The following is a 15699-nucleotide window of genomic DNA, read 5'->3' on the forward strand; positions in this document are numbered from 1 at the left end:
TTCTTCACTCCATTCTATCTTGAACAATGCTTGATGTATTTACTTTAAACTTAGTATAAAGCTTGATAACACCATAGCCAAGTAATCCCCCAGAGGTGTTTAATAGTAGGTCATCCACATCAAAAATTCCGAGAGAAAAAACAACCTGTAAGCATTCCAGGCCTAAACTTAAACTCAAAGTTCGAGCGAATACACCTATGAATGACATCCGTTTATTTTTAGACAATAGGACAAGAAACATTCCAAATGGGATGAACGCGACGATATTCCCAACGAAATTACTTAAATCATGCCACCCCGATAGACTGTGAATATTAATGAATATGGTTTGAAACGGGGTAAAATTCCCTCTTTGCCATTGGTACATGAGAAGATCAGGGTTTCTAAGGTTCCATTGGAGTTGATGCACGAGAAAGGTCATATCTCTCCAGTGGAACTTAAACAGAATAATTCTAAATACTGCGTACATATAAAAAACAAACAGTGCTAAAACAATCATTTTGTTTATTAATTTCATTCCGCCATCCTCGCCCCCTTGAGATCAGAAGGTGCTGTTGTGGAAAACACGGTCACAATGACCCCATCCATATTGTTCCCTGATAGCTCCCAACTGAGATTGGAAGGCACATGAATGGTCGTATCTTTGCTGGCAGGATAATAGGTGATTTCATATTTTTCGCCATGTATAGTAGTGATAATGGACTTTTGTTCTTTGAGGAAATCCAAATATTCTTCTAAAGAAAAATTCTTTTCCTTCATAATCGCACTGTGCGGCAATCCCACATAGCGAATATGCCATGGCTCATACTGAATGCCTGTGATGGTCGTTTTGTCCTTTGGATAGCGTATAATAAAGCCGTATTTCCAAGCGTTTTTCTCGATCCACCTTCCTTCAGGTGCTACATCCATCTTCATTTGAGTCGATCCTACATCAAGTGATAAACCGAGATTGTGTTCGCTATGGCCTGCAGGCAAGGCATAGTCAGACCCCATTTCTTGATACAGGACACTTTGCTCCTCAAAGTCTCGAAAGCCGCTATTAATAGAAAAATGGTGAACCCCGTCTTTTTCAGCCGCAGCGATCATCTCCGAAAATTTATGGGCAACATCCGCTGACAATTCTATTTCGTTGGCAAGCAAACTGTATCCCTTTGTCATTTCTTTATGAGTAGATAGATTAACCACATCTGATTTTACACTTTCTGGGTGAACCGGAAACTCATTATTCACCAAAAGTAAATTTCCTTGAAAAACCTGATCCTTTGTCATCTCTCTCGTTTCGAAACTTTCAGAGGTCTCGCTCTGATCTAAATACTCATATCTTTGAACCTCTACTTTATCTTGAATAGACCATATTTTATAGACCCATGCAAAACTCAGACATACGACTAAAAACAATAAAAATCCCCACTTCTTCATTTCAAGTTCCTCCTTCTTCTGATAGAAACTAGAATAGGAAAAACTTTTTAAAAAAAGAGTAGGGTAAAATTTAAATTTTTCTTAAATCCTAATGAAATTTTTAAACTTGGTCCATTTCCTGCGGTAAACGAACTTCAAATACAGTCCGGATTAAACTGCTTTCGGCTGTAATGGTTCCATCATGCTGCTCCACAATATTCTTTGCAATGAATAAACCAAGACCTGTGCTATCTTCTTGATGGGTTCGTGCTTTGTCACCGGTATAAAACATATTAAAAAGGTATGGAAGTTCATCCGGAGGAATATGATCTCCATAATTAACAATTTGAATAACCACTTCCCCTGCCTCAACAAACCCGTTAATATCTACAAACTGACCATCATATCCATAACGACTGGCATTGGTCAAAAGATTTTCAAACACACGAGCTAACATCTCTCCGTCACCCCAAATAGGTAAATGGGGCAGAATATTCATTCGGGCCATCAAGTTATTTTTCTCGAAGATTGGGTACATTTCTTCTTTTAATTGAAGAAGCAGGTCACTTACATTAATTTGCTTTTTTTCAATTGGTAACATGCCATAGTTCATTCGAGTGATTTCGAATAATTCATCAATCAGTCTTTCTAACCGCTGAGATTTAGTAAAGGCAATCGTTAAAAAATGCCTGACTTGTTCTTTAGTCAACTTCTCATCCTTAAGGATTAAATCTAAATAACCTAAAACAGACGTTAGCGGCGTACGTAAATCATGGGCCAAATTGACAACTAACTGTTCCTTACTGTTTTCTGAAAAATCTCCTCTTTGGATGGCTTCTTCTAATTTCTCACTCGCCAGATTAATTGCTTGTCCAATATCTCCAAATTCATCGTTTGATTGGATAGAAACCCGATGTTTAAAGTCCCCGCGAGATAGATAATGAATTCCGTTTGATATTTCATTGAAATAGGTAGAATAGGGCTTGGTGAGTAAATAGAAAAACAAGATCGAAAAGGAGATAAATAGCAGGAAAAAGAAGTTAATGTCTCCAATACTTGCGATAAATTGACGAAGTGCAGCCAAGGGGTCTTCACGACGAACCGTTGTATGATAATAAAGCTGGAGTCCTTTGAAGATTATGTAAGTGATTCCACCCCCCAGAAGCATACTTAAACCAAATAATACGACGATTTTGGAGCGAAAACTGCGTTTAAATTTAACCATTGAATGTATACCCAACTCCCCAAACGGTTTTGATCAACTTGTTTTTCCTTTTATCTTCCCCAAGTTTTTTCCGTAAGGTACGAATATGCACCATTACCGTATTCCCACCTTCAAAGTAGGCATCGCCCCAAACCTGCTGAAAAATATTTTCTACTCCATAAACTTTCTTCGGATGACTGGCTAATAAATACAAAATATCAAACTCTTTCGGCGTTAGCTCGATGGTTTCACCATAGAGCATAACAGTACGTTGATCAGGAGCAATCACCAGCCCGCCAAATTCCAAGATCGCTTTATAATCTACTTTGGGTTGATTTAACTTTATAAAACGCCGCAATTGAGCATTTACACGAGCAACCAATTCAATCGGGGTGAATGGTTTCGTCATATAATCATCTGCCCCAATCACGAGTCCATGGACCTTATCAAAATCAGAAGTTTTCGCGCTCAAAAAAATGATAGGCATATTATATCGTTCCCGAATCTGACGGGTTACTTCATATCCATCCATTTTCGGCATCATAATATCTAAAATGAGCAAATCAATGACCTGAGTCTGGATAACATGGATGGCCTCTTGCCCATCAGCTACTTTAAGACAATGGTATCCTTCCTTTTCTAGGTGGATAGCAATCAGATCCGCTATCTCCTCCTCATCATCAGCAATTAAAATCGATATCCGTTTCATCTATTCCACTCCTATATCAAGTTGCATTTGGGTATTTATTATTTCCGATACCCTATAAAAATTTTCGATGTTACCTTATCAGCAGAATCTGAGCTAATATGGTAGATTTTAGGGCTTGTATTTTATTTTCTATTATTTCCTTTTTATATTCAAGAATCTGACCCGTTTGTGAAGTTTTCGCTGGACTCCCATCGACCAACTTCAACAAGTTTCTCCTCTAATCAAACGTTTGATTAGTTCCCCTGTAGCCATTGATGTATCTAGCTTAGTCCTTCACTATGGAAAAATAAGTTGTTGAAACATGTACGAAAAATAAGAGAAAAATGTCGGTTATGCTGTGATCGTCACCACCCGACACGCTTTCGACTAAATACCCTATATGCTATACTATTCAAACGTTTGGTTAAAACTTCTGTAGGTATTGATATATTTGAATTCCCGCAGCAAAGTAAGCAAGAAGAATGTCGAAATACATTTAATAATTCCGCAGGAAATAACCCATCTTTCAACAAAATCAAATGGGTTTCTCATAAACCTACATAATTCTTCGATTCGTGGACTCTTCGGACAGCTTATGGTGTTTTCAAAGGCACTCATGTCCAAACTTCGGGCGCCTTTGGACAGCTCTGGTGTTTTCAAAGGCAATCATGTCCGAACTTCGGTTGCCTTCGGACAGCTCTGGTGATTCTAAAGGCAATCATGTCCGAACTTCGGGCGTCTTCGGACAGATCAAGTGTTTTTCAAAGGCATCCATGTCCGAACTTCGGTTGCCTTCGGACAGCTCTGGTGATTCTAAAGGCAATCATGTCCGAACTTCGGTCCCCTTCGGACAGCTCTGGTGATTCCAAAAGCACTCATGTCCGAACTTCGGGCGCCTTCGGACAGCTCTGGTGATTCCAATGGCACTCATGTCCGAACTTCGGTCCCCTTTGGACAGCTCTGGTGATTCCAATGGCAATCATGTCCGAACTTCGGTTGCCTTCGGACAGCTCTGGTGTTTTCAAAGCCCAATCATGTCCGAACTTCGGTCCCCTTCGGACAGCTCTGGTGATTCCAATGGCAATCATGTCCGAACTTCGGGCGTCTTCGGACTGCTTTCATAGTTTCAAAGGTACTTGTGTCCAAACTTCGGTCATCTTCGGACAGATCATACAGTATTTAATATCTATAGATTGTACACCCTAACATTAGTATAAATTTTGGAGGGAGTATTTGGATGAAAGACAATCGCAAGGGATCTGTCAAAATTGTTTCTAATGATGCAATAAAAGGGAAGCCTTATCTGGATATTGACCGAGTAATTACTGACGGGAAAGCAGAAAAAAGGGTCAATCCTCCACTACGGTAAAGCAGTGGGGGACTGATCCCTAAAAGAGGTTAAGGAAGATTTAGTTGCCACGAAACTCCGAAGCGGTCATTGACCCAGCCAAACTTTTTGCTGAATCCATAATTGTTTAATGGCATGAGGGCATGTCCACCCTCCATCAGTTTCTCATAAAGATTGGCAAGTTCTTCTTCATTACTACAAGTAACAAAGCTTGAGAAAGACGGTGTAAAGGTGAATTGATGTTTGACAAAACTGTCAATACACATGAATTCCTGCCCTTTTAAAGTAAAAGTAGCCTGCATGACAGTGCCTTCTGGTCCAGCCTCATTAGCCCCATATCGAATAATGTTGGTAATTCGAGAATCCTCAAAGATGGAAATATAAAAATTCATCGCTTCTTCAGCATTGCCATCTTGAAACATTAAAAACGGTGTGATTTTTTCCACTCTTATCCTCCTCCTAATATTAGGTACTAAATTTAGTATAATGGATTTTCTTGGTGAACTAAAGCAACGCACTGCATTAAAGATATATTAAATTGATAGGAAAAATAGCTAAAAATGCAAAAATGGGCCTCAAATTTCACATTTGACCCCCAAAATGACACGTTTCACCCCAAAAACGGCTTCAAATTTGAATTTTAGTCATTCGATTCATGCTCCTAAAACCGCTATGGTGAAAGTGCTAGAATTGTTGATTTGACAATTGGAAAGCACAAAATATGCGGCAGAGGGTGTTCGGAAATGGCAGGTTTAAAGTCAGGCAATATTGAAGGATTCGAGCAGTTTTCACAATTTACTTCGCTGAAGGAATTGAATTCACATATCGAGAGGTGGTTAACGTTCCACAAACAAGATTTTTCTAAAGGAGAATTAGTGGGGCTGAAGCGGCTGGTTCGTTTTTCTGCAAAAATACCTGGCGTATGCAATGCCAAAATTGGAACGGTCTTAAAAGCGATTCACGAAGAATACAACCATAATGGAATCTCGCGTTCTACCTTTAAACGAATGATCCAAAAAGCTAAAGAATTGGGTATTCTCACTGTTTATGAAACAGAAAGGAAGAATGGTTCGCAATCTAGTAACTTATATATCATCAATCGTTTTCCTTCAAATGAACTACCTAAAGAGGAAATCTTGAACCACCCTAAAGAAACTAATAATCTTTCAAAAACTGAAAAAGATCAAAAGATAAAAGAACGTAAAGAAGAAGCGTCCGAATTAGACCATACCTACGTGAGCGACCGAGTTCCACAGCCTTTCGTACAATTAGTAAAATGCTTTTTTCCTGAGGCAAAGACCATCGAAGAGTATTGGAGAACAGTGAATTTAGCTGCATCCAGCTACGAAGGTGACCTTGATATCCATCACATCCAAAATGTAGCCATCCAATCCTTTAAACAGCTCATCAGGAAGCTGAAATTCAGCAGAAATGTCAAAAATCCATTCGCCTATTTTTATGGAATCGCAGAGAATAAGTTTTGCGTACTTTTTCATCAATTACTCAAGGATAAGTATGATTTAAATGATACGAAAATTGAGTTTCGGTTAGGCTTGGATAAAAAAACGTTATAAATTCAGCTGTTGCATGCAGTACGTGTAACCTTTTGATAATCTATAAGGAGGGGGAGTCAATGTGTACCATAGACTTTGGATGTTTGGAAACTTTTCGATTGTGTATATTTGGTTTTTCCGCCCTCACGACAGCTCCATTCTTATAACAGCACAGTTTTTAATTGTAGGTAGGAGAGTTCATAAGCGGAGAATTTCCGGCTAATGTTTGCAGAGGAAGCTTAAAAGGCAATATAAGCGGAGATATTCCGCCTAACTGCTCTAAATAAGAAAAAATCCAAAGATTTGGATCATATAAGCGGAAAAAGTTCCTTTATTTTTAAGGAAATATGGATATTTCCCAATTTAAGCGGAATTTTTCCGTTTATTTTTCAAGCAAAGTGAAAGTTATCTACAACGAGGATTGCTCTATGGCAGGTCCTTAAAAAACATTTGAGGGTTTGTTGAAGATGCAGCGAAAATTTACATAGAGAACGGCTGGATGGAGAAACTCTCCTATATTGCATCAGATAAATAATCATCCCATCCCATGTGCGGGGGTCAGCCCCCCCAACTGCTTAATAATGATTTCTACTTAGCTTACCGCATCTAAAGCATTTACTAGTGTAATAACTGGTACTTATGTCGCCTGCGTAAGAAACACAGAATGGATTTAAGTTTCAACTAGAACCCCTACATTAGCCGGAAATCCTCAGCCTTTTAGGGTCTGATCCCTATTGACCTCACCATTCACTCAATCTCAATCTCAATGTACTCTTCTTCCTCCCCCTCATCCGATGATTCATCTTTTGGAGGCTTGTCCGCTTCGTCTGTACTAGTTTGCGGCTTTTCCTTTTCCGCCATGTCGTCCTTGATTTTTTCCATTTCCTCTTTTATTTCCTCCGTAACTTGTTTAGGAACCACATCTTTTCCATAGGTCGCTCCAATATTTAGGGCCCCGCTCAACTCATGAATGCCAATCTGGCCAAGATTATTGGTTTGTTCGTACTTATCTAAATAAAATTTATCAATATACAATGTATTGATAATAGGATGCTGCTCTGTCTCTTCCCTTTCTGGTTTCTCCCAATTTTCCAGCTTCTCTGCTAATTCTTCCATTTGTTTGAGAATCCCAGCTTGTACCTCATTTACCATTAGATAATTTTTCTCCAGCTCACGAACCTTCCTGTTTATGATAGAGAAGGAGTCACTCTGTTCTTGCCCGGAGCTCCTATTTTCCCTGGGACGATGGTTTAACCTCATCATTTCTTGAACCAGTTTCTCCAGATGGTCGATCCTTTGTGACAGCTCATTGACTTTTTGAACTTGCAGATTATTTTCAGCGTTCCTTTTCGAGTGAAACTCCTGTTCAGACTTATTGGCCTCCACTTTTTTCTGCTCGGTCCATGATCTCTTGTCTTTCACAAGTTTGTCAGTTCCATACTTCGCTAGCCGAATTTCTTTTTCAAACTCTAATAATTTTTTCATTTGGACTTCCAGTGCGTTGATCCGTAGAATTTGCTTATCGTAATCATTGGTGCTGTTTATCGAATTTTCCTCATTATTTCGGCCGAATATCCTTTTAATAGGCATAGTAAATCCCCGCAAACTATGATTTATTTTCCTTTAGTAGAAACTGTGTATTGTTTATTCGATGGGCACCTGTTCTTCGTTAAAATAATGCCGTTTATAAGTAACAATCAACAAGCCATTGCTAAACTTTGCACTAACTTGTTTGGGCAGCACAGGTTCCGGAAGCTGGATGATCCGCTCGAAATCTCCAGTATTTCTTTCTTGCTGTACCACTTCCCCTTGGATGAGGTTTTTTTTGCTTCCTTTTATTAATACCTTGATGCCTGATACCGACAACTGGATATCTTCTTTTAAATAACCAGGCAGATCGGCGACCAATATAACCTCTCTGTCTGTCAAATAAATATCGGTTGGCGGAAAATTTTTTCCCCTGACAGGTTCTGATTTTGCCTCTCCGGGCTGACCAAAATCAAAATTACTTTTCATAAATTCATCAAAGGAGGGCTGCTCAAAAATCCCACTCCAAAAGTCATTGGATTGATAATTCTTTGCTAAATCCATCCATTGTAACATCTTATTCATATCCATGTATGGATCCTCCTCAGAAGTATAAAGCTGGTCCATTTATAAATGTGCATCCTATATTCATCCTATTTATGATTTATCAAATCATTCATGAAAAAAGGATAATTACCTAAAAAAATTCAAAAAACAGAATGATGTATCTACACGTAATGTCCTAACATAATCATCCTGTGTCCCGCATAGGCTTTAAGTATCCCGGGGGTTGAACGGAAAGGATTCTGGTCTATGTTCTTTTTACCAACGACGATCAATATTAAAGGTATAAAACTGAATAATGTTGATCATTTAAGTTCAGTATCATTAAATTCAACGATGATTCAAAACAAAAATGTAAGTGCAAAGAAAAACCAAGGAATTGGCCAGCAATTTGCAGATGGTACAATTAGAGCTTTCACCGTCTCTTCAACCATTGATAATGAGTTTAAAGATAGCATGTCACAAAAAAATAAAAATGCTTAGGAGGGTTTTATGTCTGGTCCGGTTCCTTACATCAACATCAATATCAATATCATAAAGGTAAATTCTTTTGAGAATGCCTCAGCCATCAATGTCGGGCAAAACCTACTAGCTGAATGGCATAATTCAGACAAAAAAAATATGGGCCTCGGCCAAAATATGGGAGACGGAAGCAACTTTCTTGGTACAAGAAGTTTCGTGGATGACCGTGATCAACTGGATTCCAACTCTACCTTTGACTCAACGTCCAAAATGCCAATTCCAGGAGTGAGCCCATGACATTTGCGCCTGCTACACTAAATATTCTGGGTATTAAAATTAATGGTATGGACAATGGAGCAGTGGTGAATCTAGGGCCATGTCAGCACTTAGACTTGTTTGTCTCCTATAAGCGTAATCAAGGAATTGGAGAACAAAACGGAGACTTATCCCCTACTCTGTTATCAACCTCATGGGTGTTTGACAATGATATGGTTGATAGTTCTTCCGTAAAATCAAGTATTCTATAACGTCTTGTTCCATCGTCCTAAGCTTAGGGTATACATTAAAAACTAGGAGTGTTTATATGTTTTTTATTTCTCCGATGGTCATCAATGTGTTGGGCGTGAAAGTTAATAGCGTGGACAATGGAGCAGTCGCAAATACGGGTTCGTTACAAATAATTGACCAATTTATTTCCTATAAGCGAAATCAGGCATTTGGAGAAGTACTCGGTGACTTATCCCCTGTTAATCTCTCCTCCAATAACATAGTTGATCCTGATGTCAGTGACAGCAATTCTATTAAAAATAGTGTCGTTTGACACTTATATCATTTATGGTGAAAAAGGCGATTCCTAAATTAATTAGGTCTCGCCTTTTTCTATTAACCTTGATTCCCTATAGAGAAATGTATTCGATCGAAGTAATGCACAAAATGACACATCAAAAAAGAAAAATGGGGAGCCATTCCGATGTTCCCTGATACGAGTAGGTTTTCCATACGTATATTTACTTAACACCAAATGCCAACCATCTAATTTTTCTTGAGTGATGAAAAATAAAAGGAAAATTTCCGGCTAAATTGGGAAATACCTATATTTCCTTAAGAATAAGGGAGTTTTTTCCGGTTATATGGTCCAAATCTTTGGATTTTGTCATATTAAGAGCAGTTAACCGGAATATCTCCGCTTAAATCTGCTTCTTAAGCCTCCTCTTTTTACAATAGGCGGAAATTCTCCGCCTATTGATTCTCATACCTGCACGAAATCAATACGGAGATTCGTAATATGATAAATAGAAAAAAAGGTCAGTCCCCCACTACTTTAAAGCAGCGGGGGACTGACCCTTGTTAAATTAGTTTATGAGATGCTGGTAAAACTCAAACGCTTCTTTATCGGTAAACCCTTCATGAACGACCTTAATCACCGCTTGAATCATTTCTTCGGGGTGTTCAGATTGGAAAATATTCCTTCCCATATCAACACCCGCGGCTCCGCCTTGAATAGAGTTATAGGCTAGAGTTAGAGCATCTTTTTCTGGTAATTTCTTACCGCCTGCCACTACTAATGGGACTGGGCATGCTGAGGCGACTTTTTCAAAATCATCACAGTAATACGTTTTAACCATTTGTGCACCAAATTCAGCCAGCATCCTTGTCGCTAACAAGAAGAAGCTCGTGGTGCGCTCCATTTCTTTACCAACCGCACAAACACCTAATGTTGGAATGGAGTATCTTGAGCCAAGGTTAACGGCCCGGTTTAACTCTTCGATGGTTTCCTTTTGCCCATCAGAGCCAATAAAGGTTTGAATCGCGATCGCACTGGCATTCATCTTAATCGCATCTTCTATATCAACGACCATGGATTCATGACTCAGGTCATCTTGGAGCACACTGGAACCAGAGGAAGCTCGTAAGGCGATCGCTTTATTAAAGGTCGGCGGGACACTGCTGCGGATGGCCCCTCTCGTCCCCATCAAACAATCCGCATAATCTGCCAATCTAGGAATCAGCAAATCTAATCTCTCTAACCCAGAAGTTGGCCCCATGAAATAGCCATGGTCAAACGCTAACATGACCGTTTTTCCTGTGTCCGGGTTAAAGATTCTCGATAACCGATCCTTCATTCCCCAATCAAGGTGGTTTGCCCCTTTTACATGGTAATTCCCATTGTTCGCGAACGGTATATTCTCAGAAAAATCCTTTGCGTTTCTGTTGCCTTGTGTATCAGCCATTTCTCCAACTCCTTTATAACAAATACTCTATTTTACTATTAAAAATCGTAGTTTTTCGTATTGTCTTTTGTAAATACAATCCGTTCCGGCAGCACGATAATACCGGAATCATCTGCCGTATAATCGTAGCCCTGGATGGTGTTTGGCTCTACTTTTACGGAACCCATATCAGGAACATCCAAAGAGTCCCCAACCTTTAAATCCTTCCCTTGAGCCAGCCAATAAGCCACATACACAGCAAGAGCACCTTGATCTTTTACATCCCACAACCCATGATTAGTAATCGTTCCATTCTCAATAAACTGCCTCATCGAATTTGGAGAAGCAAATCCTGTAATAATGACATCATCCGCTTTTAGCCCTTTATTTTCAGCCGCTTGTGCCATGGCCGGAAGGGCGGTGGAATCCGGGCAAATGACCGCATCAATATCAGGATAAGAACTTAAAATACTTTCTCCCACTTGTAAGGATTTTTGTTCATTGGCATCACCAAACTGAGTCGTAACCAATTCCCATTTAGGATATTTTTCTTTAATATATTGGTTTGCGGCTTTCACCCATGAGTTTTGGTCTGGAACGGTCGGGCTGGAATAGAACCAGGCAATTTTCTTCGCCTCATCAGGTTTATCCATTTGCTGGGCAGCCATGTCAACAAGCATTTTTCCTAGGATATCCGGTGTACCTTGGTCTACATAAACAGAACGATATTTAGGATCCACATCTGAGTCCCATGTGACCACCTTAATGCCGGCATCTAATGCTTTTTTCAAAGCTTGATTCAAACCATCAGAAGAGACAGAAGAAATGGCAATCGCATCCGCACCGCTATTGACGGCACTATTAATAATTTGTACTTGATTCGCCACCGTACCTTCAGGCGCACCATCGTACTTCACTTTAAAACCAACCTTCTTGGCCATTTCTTGGGCCCCATCGTTTCCAGACTCAAAGAAGGCATTCCCTGTCATTTTTGGAATAAACACCACCTGAATATCTTTCGAATCTTTCTTTTTACCCCCGTCTCCGGAAGCATTGTCATTGGAACCGCAGGCAGCTAATAATAATGTCAGAATCGCCATCAAACTTACTATTTTAATAGACTTTATTTTTCTCACTGTCCCTAACCCCCAATATGTTGTTTTTGTGTTAAGATCCTCTTCATGTTCAATCTGAAATCTGGATTTATGCCCAAGAATGCGACAGATACGATAAGAAGAACCCCAGTAGCTAATCCTATATATTGGGTAGAAACCCCGGCCATTTGCAATCCTATCTGCATAAATCCTAATATAATGCTAGCTAAGGCTGTCCCGACAACACCCCCTTTACCTCCTGTAATGAATGTCCCTCCTAACACAACAACGGTGAGAATGGGCATTAGATACTCTGCACCATAATCAGCTCTGGCACTGCCTAAATAGGAAGTTAATACAACCCCTGCAATCCCAGCACTTAACCCTGATAGAACATAGGTACTAGCAATGATTCTTTTCGTATGGATTCCGGAGTAATCAGCGGTGTTTTGGTTAATGCCTGTCAAGTATATATATCTGCCATACCTTGTGCGGTGCAGGAGAATATAAGCAATGAGAAACATGATGATAAAAAGAAGCACAGCATGAGGGATTCCCAGTACCTCTCCATTGGCAATGCTGCTAAAACTCTCAGGAAATCCCGAAATCCCTTCATAGGTACTGACTCCAGACAATCCCACCAGTACAATGGCGATCCCGCTATATAAAAGCATGGCGCCAAGGGTGATGACCATCGCTTGAACTCTTCCATACGCAATAAGAACTCCATTAAGAAGACCGCATACCCCGCCAATCAAAATTGCACAAAGGATAGAAACCCAGATATTGACCCCTGCCACTTGCGACAAAAGCCCCGTGACAACAGAGGTTAATCCAATAATGGAAACGCCTGAAATGTCTATTCCACCTGTAATCACCACCAGTGTGACAAAAAAGCCAATCATGGCAATCGCAATAAAATCGTTAAAGCTATTTAACAAGATGGTGACATTCCAGAATCTTGGATTAATCATTCCAAAAACGATGATTTCAGTAATAATTAAGACGAATAAGGTAAGGTTCCATTTCGGGATTTTAGTTAACATGAAAATTTCTGCACCTCCTTTTACAGAACCCTCGCATTTAATCTTACTTTCTTTGCCTTTTTATTCGCATGAAACGCAAGCAGGGCATCAATCACGACAATGATGATTAATAGAGAACCAGATATCGTATCATTCCAAAAGGCCGGCACTTTCATATAAACTAGAGCAGAGTTGATGGACGTTAAAATAATCGCACCCAAGGCCGCTCCAACAACCGTCCCAATCCCGCCGATCAATGACACCCCTCCAAGAACGCAAGCGGCGATCACCGTCAACTCGATTCCTGCTCCAGCATTGGTGGAGACAAAGCCAATCTGACTAACAAAGATTAATCCAGCTAAAGAAGCACAGATGCCAGAAATGACAAAGGAATAGGCAATATATCGATTCACAGGAATCCCTAAGGAAATGGCTCCATCTTTGTTATCACCAATCGCGTTGTAATATCTTCCTCTACTGCTTCTAGATAGATATAACTGAACGAATATGACCCCCGCAATAACGAGGAAGGATAATAAATTAATTCCAAAGATGTCTATATTCGAAAGCTCTTTAAAGTTTGCAGGTATATTCTCTACCCATTTTCCGTCCGTATAAATAACTTGAATCACTCTCGTAATGGAAAGGATTGCTATCGTCATAATAAACGAAGAAATTTTTAACTTGATCACGCCAAATCCATTAATGAGTCCAACGATAGCCCCAATAAGTATGGCAGCGATCACAGCTAGAAGGATAGTTCCTCCATCGCGAAGAATCGTTCCGCACACAGCTGCACTTAATCCCAGCGTTCCGCCTACGGAAATATCCAAATTCCCGGTTAATAGAACAAAGGTCATACCAACGGCAAGAACAATATAAAGCAAGCTGCTTTTCAAGGATCGATCGATATTTTGTAAGGATAAATAGTCAGAGTTGATAACGCCCACAATCATAAATAGAAGGACTAGAAATAGGAACGTTCTAAATTCCCGTTGTTTGAATATGTTTCTGACCCTAGGCATGTGTCTGATCACTTCCTTTAAATGTTCCAAAAGCTGCCTTCATCACATTGACCGCATTGATTTGGTCTGCTTGTAGGCAAACATCGCAGGTCCCCTGATAGACAGCATAGATGCGGTCGCTCATTCTTTCGATTTCTTCTAAATCAGAGGAAATGAGGAGAATGGAAAATCCCTGGCTTTTTAATTCTGACAGAATGGAGTAGATGTCACCCCTTGCTGCCGCATCAATTCCCCTTGTTGGTTCATCCATAATAATTAATTTAGGGTTCATGGATAACGCCCTTGCAATCACAGCCTTCTGTTGATTACCGCCTGAAAGAGATTTTATTTCATCCTCCCCAGAATTCACCTTAATCCATAATCGATCAATATACTGACCGGCCACTTGTTCTTCTACCTTTTTCTTGGTAAAAAAACCGTGTCGTTTAATCAGTTGAGAGGTGATATTATTTCTCACGGAGGTGATCGAAAAAATACCGTTTAAAAAGCGATCTTCCGGAATATAAGCCAACCCACTGTCCACCGTTTCATTTACGGATAACTTGGTAATGTCCTTTCCAGCCAGATAGACTTTTCCGCTCTCAATCGGATGAATGCCATAAATCGCTTCCGCAATCTCTGTTCTTCCGGCACCGACAAGCCCAGCCAGACCGACAACCTCTCCCTTATAAACTTCAAAACTAATATTCTTAAATCCATCGCCAACGATGTTTTCCACTTTAAGGATCGGTTCTTCTCCCTCGCGAGCAGCCCCTCGCCTTTTGAATGGATCTTCGTAATGATTTTTATTATTTCCAACTGGGAGCAGCCCTTGAATCAACAGGTCTTTCGTGAACTCCTCAATTTTCCCTTGAAGCGTTACCCTTCCGTCCCGTAATAGGACGGCATGGGTGGAAATCTGAAAGACTTCATCAAGACGGTGGGTAATATAGAAGATTCCAACCCCAGCATTTTTCAACTGTTTAATCACTTTGAATAATGACTCTGTTTCTGAAAACGTTAAGGTAGAGGTGGGTTCATCCAGAATCAACACTTTTGACTTTCTTAAAAGTCCCTTTATGATCTCAAGCTGTTGTTGTTCAGCGATACTTAATGTAACCGCTAACCGGTTCAAATCAAGATTCCAGCCTAACTCTTTAATGAGCTTTGCCGCTTCTTCTCTGACTTTATGTTTATCATTACTAAATCCAATCGTGAGGTTTTGTTCCACCGTCATATTGGGGAATAGCAAAGGTTCCTGTGGTACTAAATAAATGCCTCTTTCATGTGCCGAAGAAGGATTGAGATGATCCGCCGTTTCACCAGCAATCTCAATAACCCCGTCATCCGCCTTGTAGATCCCTGTGAGGATTTTCATTAAGGTACTCTTCCCTGCTCCATTACCGCCGATGATCGCTATTACTTCTGACTCATTCAGTTCTAATGAAACACCCTCCAAAACGATGTTTCGGTTAAAGGCCTTCCGAATATTCTCCAATCTCACTAAGTTCCTCGGCGCTTTCATCCTAACCCCCTCCCTTAGACTATTTTTGTAACCGCTTACTAATAAATCTATTACGGATTCATACATTTTATTAACGAATAAACATATTATTGCTAGT

18 protein-coding genes are annotated in these 15699 nt (G+C 39.9%); 6 read left to right on the top strand and 12 right to left on the bottom strand.

The annotated features are described in order from the left end of the window. Positions 1-4 precede the first annotated feature (4 nt). The 4 genes from ACE198_RS17865 to vanR form a co-directional block, all read right to left on the bottom strand. Positions 5-517, bottom strand: coding sequence for a VanZ family protein (locus tag ACE198_RS17865; protein WP_375376507.1), 513 nt, complete (start codon positions 515-517; stop codon positions 5-7). Continuing rightward, positions 514-1419, bottom strand: a complete 906-nt coding sequence (gene vanY, locus ACE198_RS17870) for a VanY-A/VanY-F/VanY-M family D-Ala-D-Ala carboxypeptidase (RefSeq protein ID WP_375376508.1) — start codon at positions 1417-1419, stop codon at positions 514-516. The genes ACE198_RS17865 and vanY overlap by 4 nt, the downstream gene beginning before the upstream one ends. 100 nt (positions 1420-1519) lie before the next feature. Continuing rightward, positions 1520-2623 carry a HAMP domain-containing sensor histidine kinase gene (locus ACE198_RS17875; protein WP_375376509.1) on the bottom strand — a complete coding sequence of 368 codons (1104 nt, stop codon included), beginning with the start codon at positions 2621-2623 and terminating at the stop codon, positions 1520-1522. Next, positions 2616-3311 carry a vancomycin resistance response regulator transcription factor, VanR-F/VanR-M family gene (gene vanR, locus ACE198_RS17880; protein ID WP_375376510.1) on the bottom strand — a complete coding sequence of 232 codons (696 nt, stop codon included), beginning with the start codon at positions 3309-3311 and terminating at the stop codon, positions 2616-2618. The genes ACE198_RS17875 and vanR overlap by 8 nt, the downstream gene beginning before the upstream one ends. A gap of 1216 nt (positions 3312-4527) precedes the next feature. On the opposite strand from vanR, the gene ACE198_RS17885 reads away from it, so the two are divergent. After that, positions 4528-4659, top strand: coding sequence for a hypothetical protein (locus ACE198_RS17885; protein WP_285851489.1), 132 nt, complete (start codon positions 4528-4530; stop codon positions 4657-4659). A gap of 29 nt (positions 4660-4688) precedes the next feature. On the opposite strand, the gene ACE198_RS17890 is transcribed toward ACE198_RS17885, so the two are convergent. Further along, a complete protein-coding gene (locus ACE198_RS17890) occupies positions 4689-5084 on the bottom strand; it encodes a VOC family protein (protein ID WP_251463406.1) in 396 nt (131 codons plus the stop codon). A gap of 297 nt (positions 5085-5381) precedes the next feature. On the opposite strand from ACE198_RS17890, the gene ACE198_RS17895 reads away from it, so the two are divergent. After that, the gene (locus ACE198_RS17895; RefSeq protein ID WP_375376511.1) at positions 5382-6212 is read left to right on the top strand and encodes a hypothetical protein; all 831 of its coding nucleotides are present in this window, start codon (positions 5382-5384) and stop codon (positions 6210-6212) included. 726 nt (positions 6213-6938) lie between these two features. Here ACE198_RS17895 and ACE198_RS17900 read toward each other — a convergent pair. Next, complete coding sequence (locus ACE198_RS17900; RefSeq protein ID WP_375376512.1) at positions 6939-7781, bottom strand: hypothetical protein; 843 nt, start codon at positions 7779-7781, stop codon at positions 6939-6941. 54 nt (positions 7782-7835) lie between these two features. After that, positions 7836-8309 (bottom strand): Hsp20/alpha crystallin family protein, encoded by a 474-nt coding sequence (locus ACE198_RS17905; RefSeq protein ID WP_251463409.1) that lies wholly within the window; start codon positions 8307-8309, stop codon positions 7836-7838. A 222-nt stretch (positions 8310-8531) separates the two neighbouring features. Here ACE198_RS17905 and ACE198_RS17910 point away from each other — a divergent pair, with 222 nt between their 5' ends. Genes ACE198_RS17910 through ACE198_RS17925 form a run of 4 tightly spaced genes read left to right on the top strand, consistent with a single transcriptional unit; the run spans position 8532 to position 9564 of the window. Next, on the top strand, positions 8532-8765 hold the full coding sequence (locus ACE198_RS17910; protein WP_375376513.1) for a hypothetical protein: 234 nt from the start codon (positions 8532-8534) through the stop codon (positions 8763-8765). A gap of 9 nt (positions 8766-8774) precedes the next feature. Further along, positions 8775-9041 carry a hypothetical protein gene (locus ACE198_RS17915; RefSeq protein WP_098576304.1) on the top strand — a complete coding sequence of 89 codons (267 nt, stop codon included), beginning with the start codon at positions 8775-8777 and terminating at the stop codon, positions 9039-9041. Beyond that, complete coding sequence (locus tag ACE198_RS17920; protein WP_098576303.1) at positions 9038-9271, top strand: spore germination protein; 234 nt, start codon at positions 9038-9040, stop codon at positions 9269-9271. Before ACE198_RS17915 ends, ACE198_RS17920 begins: the two co-directional genes overlap by 4 nt. A gap of 56 nt (positions 9272-9327) precedes the next feature. Then, on the top strand, positions 9328-9564 hold the full coding sequence (locus ACE198_RS17925) for a spore germination protein (protein ID WP_098576302.1): 237 nt from the start codon (positions 9328-9330) through the stop codon (positions 9562-9564). Between the two features lie 532 nt (positions 9565-10096). On the opposite strand, the gene lsrF is transcribed toward ACE198_RS17925, so the two are convergent. Genes lsrF through ACE198_RS17950 form a run of 5 tightly spaced genes read right to left on the bottom strand, consistent with a single transcriptional unit; the run spans position 10097 to position 15602 of the window. Next, a complete protein-coding gene (gene lsrF, locus ACE198_RS17930) occupies positions 10097-10975 on the bottom strand; it encodes a 3-hydroxy-5-phosphonooxypentane-2,4-dione thiolase (protein ID WP_098572746.1) in 879 nt (292 codons plus the stop codon). 38 nt (positions 10976-11013) lie between these two features. After that, positions 11014-12081 carry an autoinducer 2 ABC transporter substrate-binding protein LsrB gene (gene lsrB / locus ACE198_RS17935; protein WP_375376530.1) on the bottom strand — a complete coding sequence of 356 codons (1068 nt, stop codon included), beginning with the start codon at positions 12079-12081 and terminating at the stop codon, positions 11014-11016. 14 nt (positions 12082-12095) lie between these two features. Next, positions 12096-13094 carry an ABC transporter permease gene (locus tag ACE198_RS17940; protein WP_375376514.1) on the bottom strand — a complete coding sequence of 333 codons (999 nt, stop codon included), beginning with the start codon at positions 13092-13094 and terminating at the stop codon, positions 12096-12098. Between the two features lie 20 nt (positions 13095-13114). Further along, entirely contained in the window at positions 13115-14098 is a 984-nt protein-coding gene (locus tag ACE198_RS17945; RefSeq protein WP_375376515.1) for an ABC transporter permease, read from the bottom strand. Next, positions 14091-15602: a sugar ABC transporter ATP-binding protein gene (locus tag ACE198_RS17950; RefSeq protein ID WP_375376516.1), complete on the bottom strand. Its 1512-nt coding sequence runs from the start codon at positions 15600-15602 to the stop codon at positions 14091-14093. Before ACE198_RS17950 ends, ACE198_RS17945 begins: the two co-directional genes overlap by 8 nt. Positions 15603-15699 lie beyond the last annotated feature (97 nt).

This window comes from Neobacillus sp. KR4-4 (assembly GCF_042136325.1).
Taxonomy (GTDB): Bacteria; Bacillota; Bacilli; order Bacillales; family Cytobacillaceae; genus Neobacillus.

Bases quoted from the DNA above. Each gene is read 5' to 3' on its own strand.
- ACE198_RS17865 (WP_375376507.1), bottom strand. From the start codon at position 517: ATGAAATTAATAAACAAAATGATTGTTTTAGCACTGTTTGTTTTTTAT.
- vanY (WP_375376508.1), bottom strand. From the start codon at position 1,419: ATGAAGAAGTGGGGATTTTTATTGTTTTTAGTCGTATGTCTGAGTTTT.
- ACE198_RS17875 (WP_375376509.1), bottom strand. From the start codon at position 2,623: ATGGTTAAATTTAAACGCAGTTTTCGCTCCAAAATCGTCGTATTATTT.
- vanR (WP_375376510.1), bottom strand. From the start codon at position 3,311: ATGAAACGGATATCGATTTTAATTGCTGATGATGAGGAGGAGATAGCG.
- ACE198_RS17885 (WP_285851489.1), top strand. From the start codon at position 4,528: ATGAAAGACAATCGCAAGGGATCTGTCAAAATTGTTTCTAATGATGCA.
- ACE198_RS17895 (WP_375376511.1), top strand. From the start codon at position 5,382: ATGGCAGGTTTAAAGTCAGGCAATATTGAAGGATTCGAGCAGTTTTCA.
- ACE198_RS17900 (WP_375376512.1), bottom strand. From the start codon at position 7,781: ATGCCTATTAAAAGGATATTCGGCCGAAATAATGAGGAAAATTCGATA.
- ACE198_RS17905 (WP_251463409.1), bottom strand. From the start codon at position 8,309: ATGGATATGAATAAGATGTTACAATGGATGGATTTAGCAAAGAATTAT.
- ACE198_RS17910 (WP_375376513.1), top strand. From the start codon at position 8,532: ATGTTCTTTTTACCAACGACGATCAATATTAAAGGTATAAAACTGAAT.
- ACE198_RS17915 (WP_098576304.1), top strand. From the start codon at position 8,775: ATGTCTGGTCCGGTTCCTTACATCAACATCAATATCAATATCATAAAG.
- ACE198_RS17920 (WP_098576303.1), top strand. From the start codon at position 9,038: ATGACATTTGCGCCTGCTACACTAAATATTCTGGGTATTAAAATTAAT.
- ACE198_RS17925 (WP_098576302.1), top strand. From the start codon at position 9,328: ATGTTTTTTATTTCTCCGATGGTCATCAATGTGTTGGGCGTGAAAGTT.
- lsrF (WP_098572746.1), bottom strand. From the start codon at position 10,975: ATGGCTGATACACAAGGCAACAGAAACGCAAAGGATTTTTCTGAGAAT.
- ACE198_RS17940 (WP_375376514.1), bottom strand. From the start codon at position 13,094: ATGTTAACTAAAATCCCGAAATGGAACCTTACCTTATTCGTCTTAATT.
- ACE198_RS17945 (WP_375376515.1), bottom strand. From the start codon at position 14,098: ATGCCTAGGGTCAGAAACATATTCAAACAACGGGAATTTAGAACGTTC.
- ACE198_RS17950 (WP_375376516.1), bottom strand. From the start codon at position 15,602: ATGAAAGCGCCGAGGAACTTAGTGAGATTGGAGAATATTCGGAAGGCC.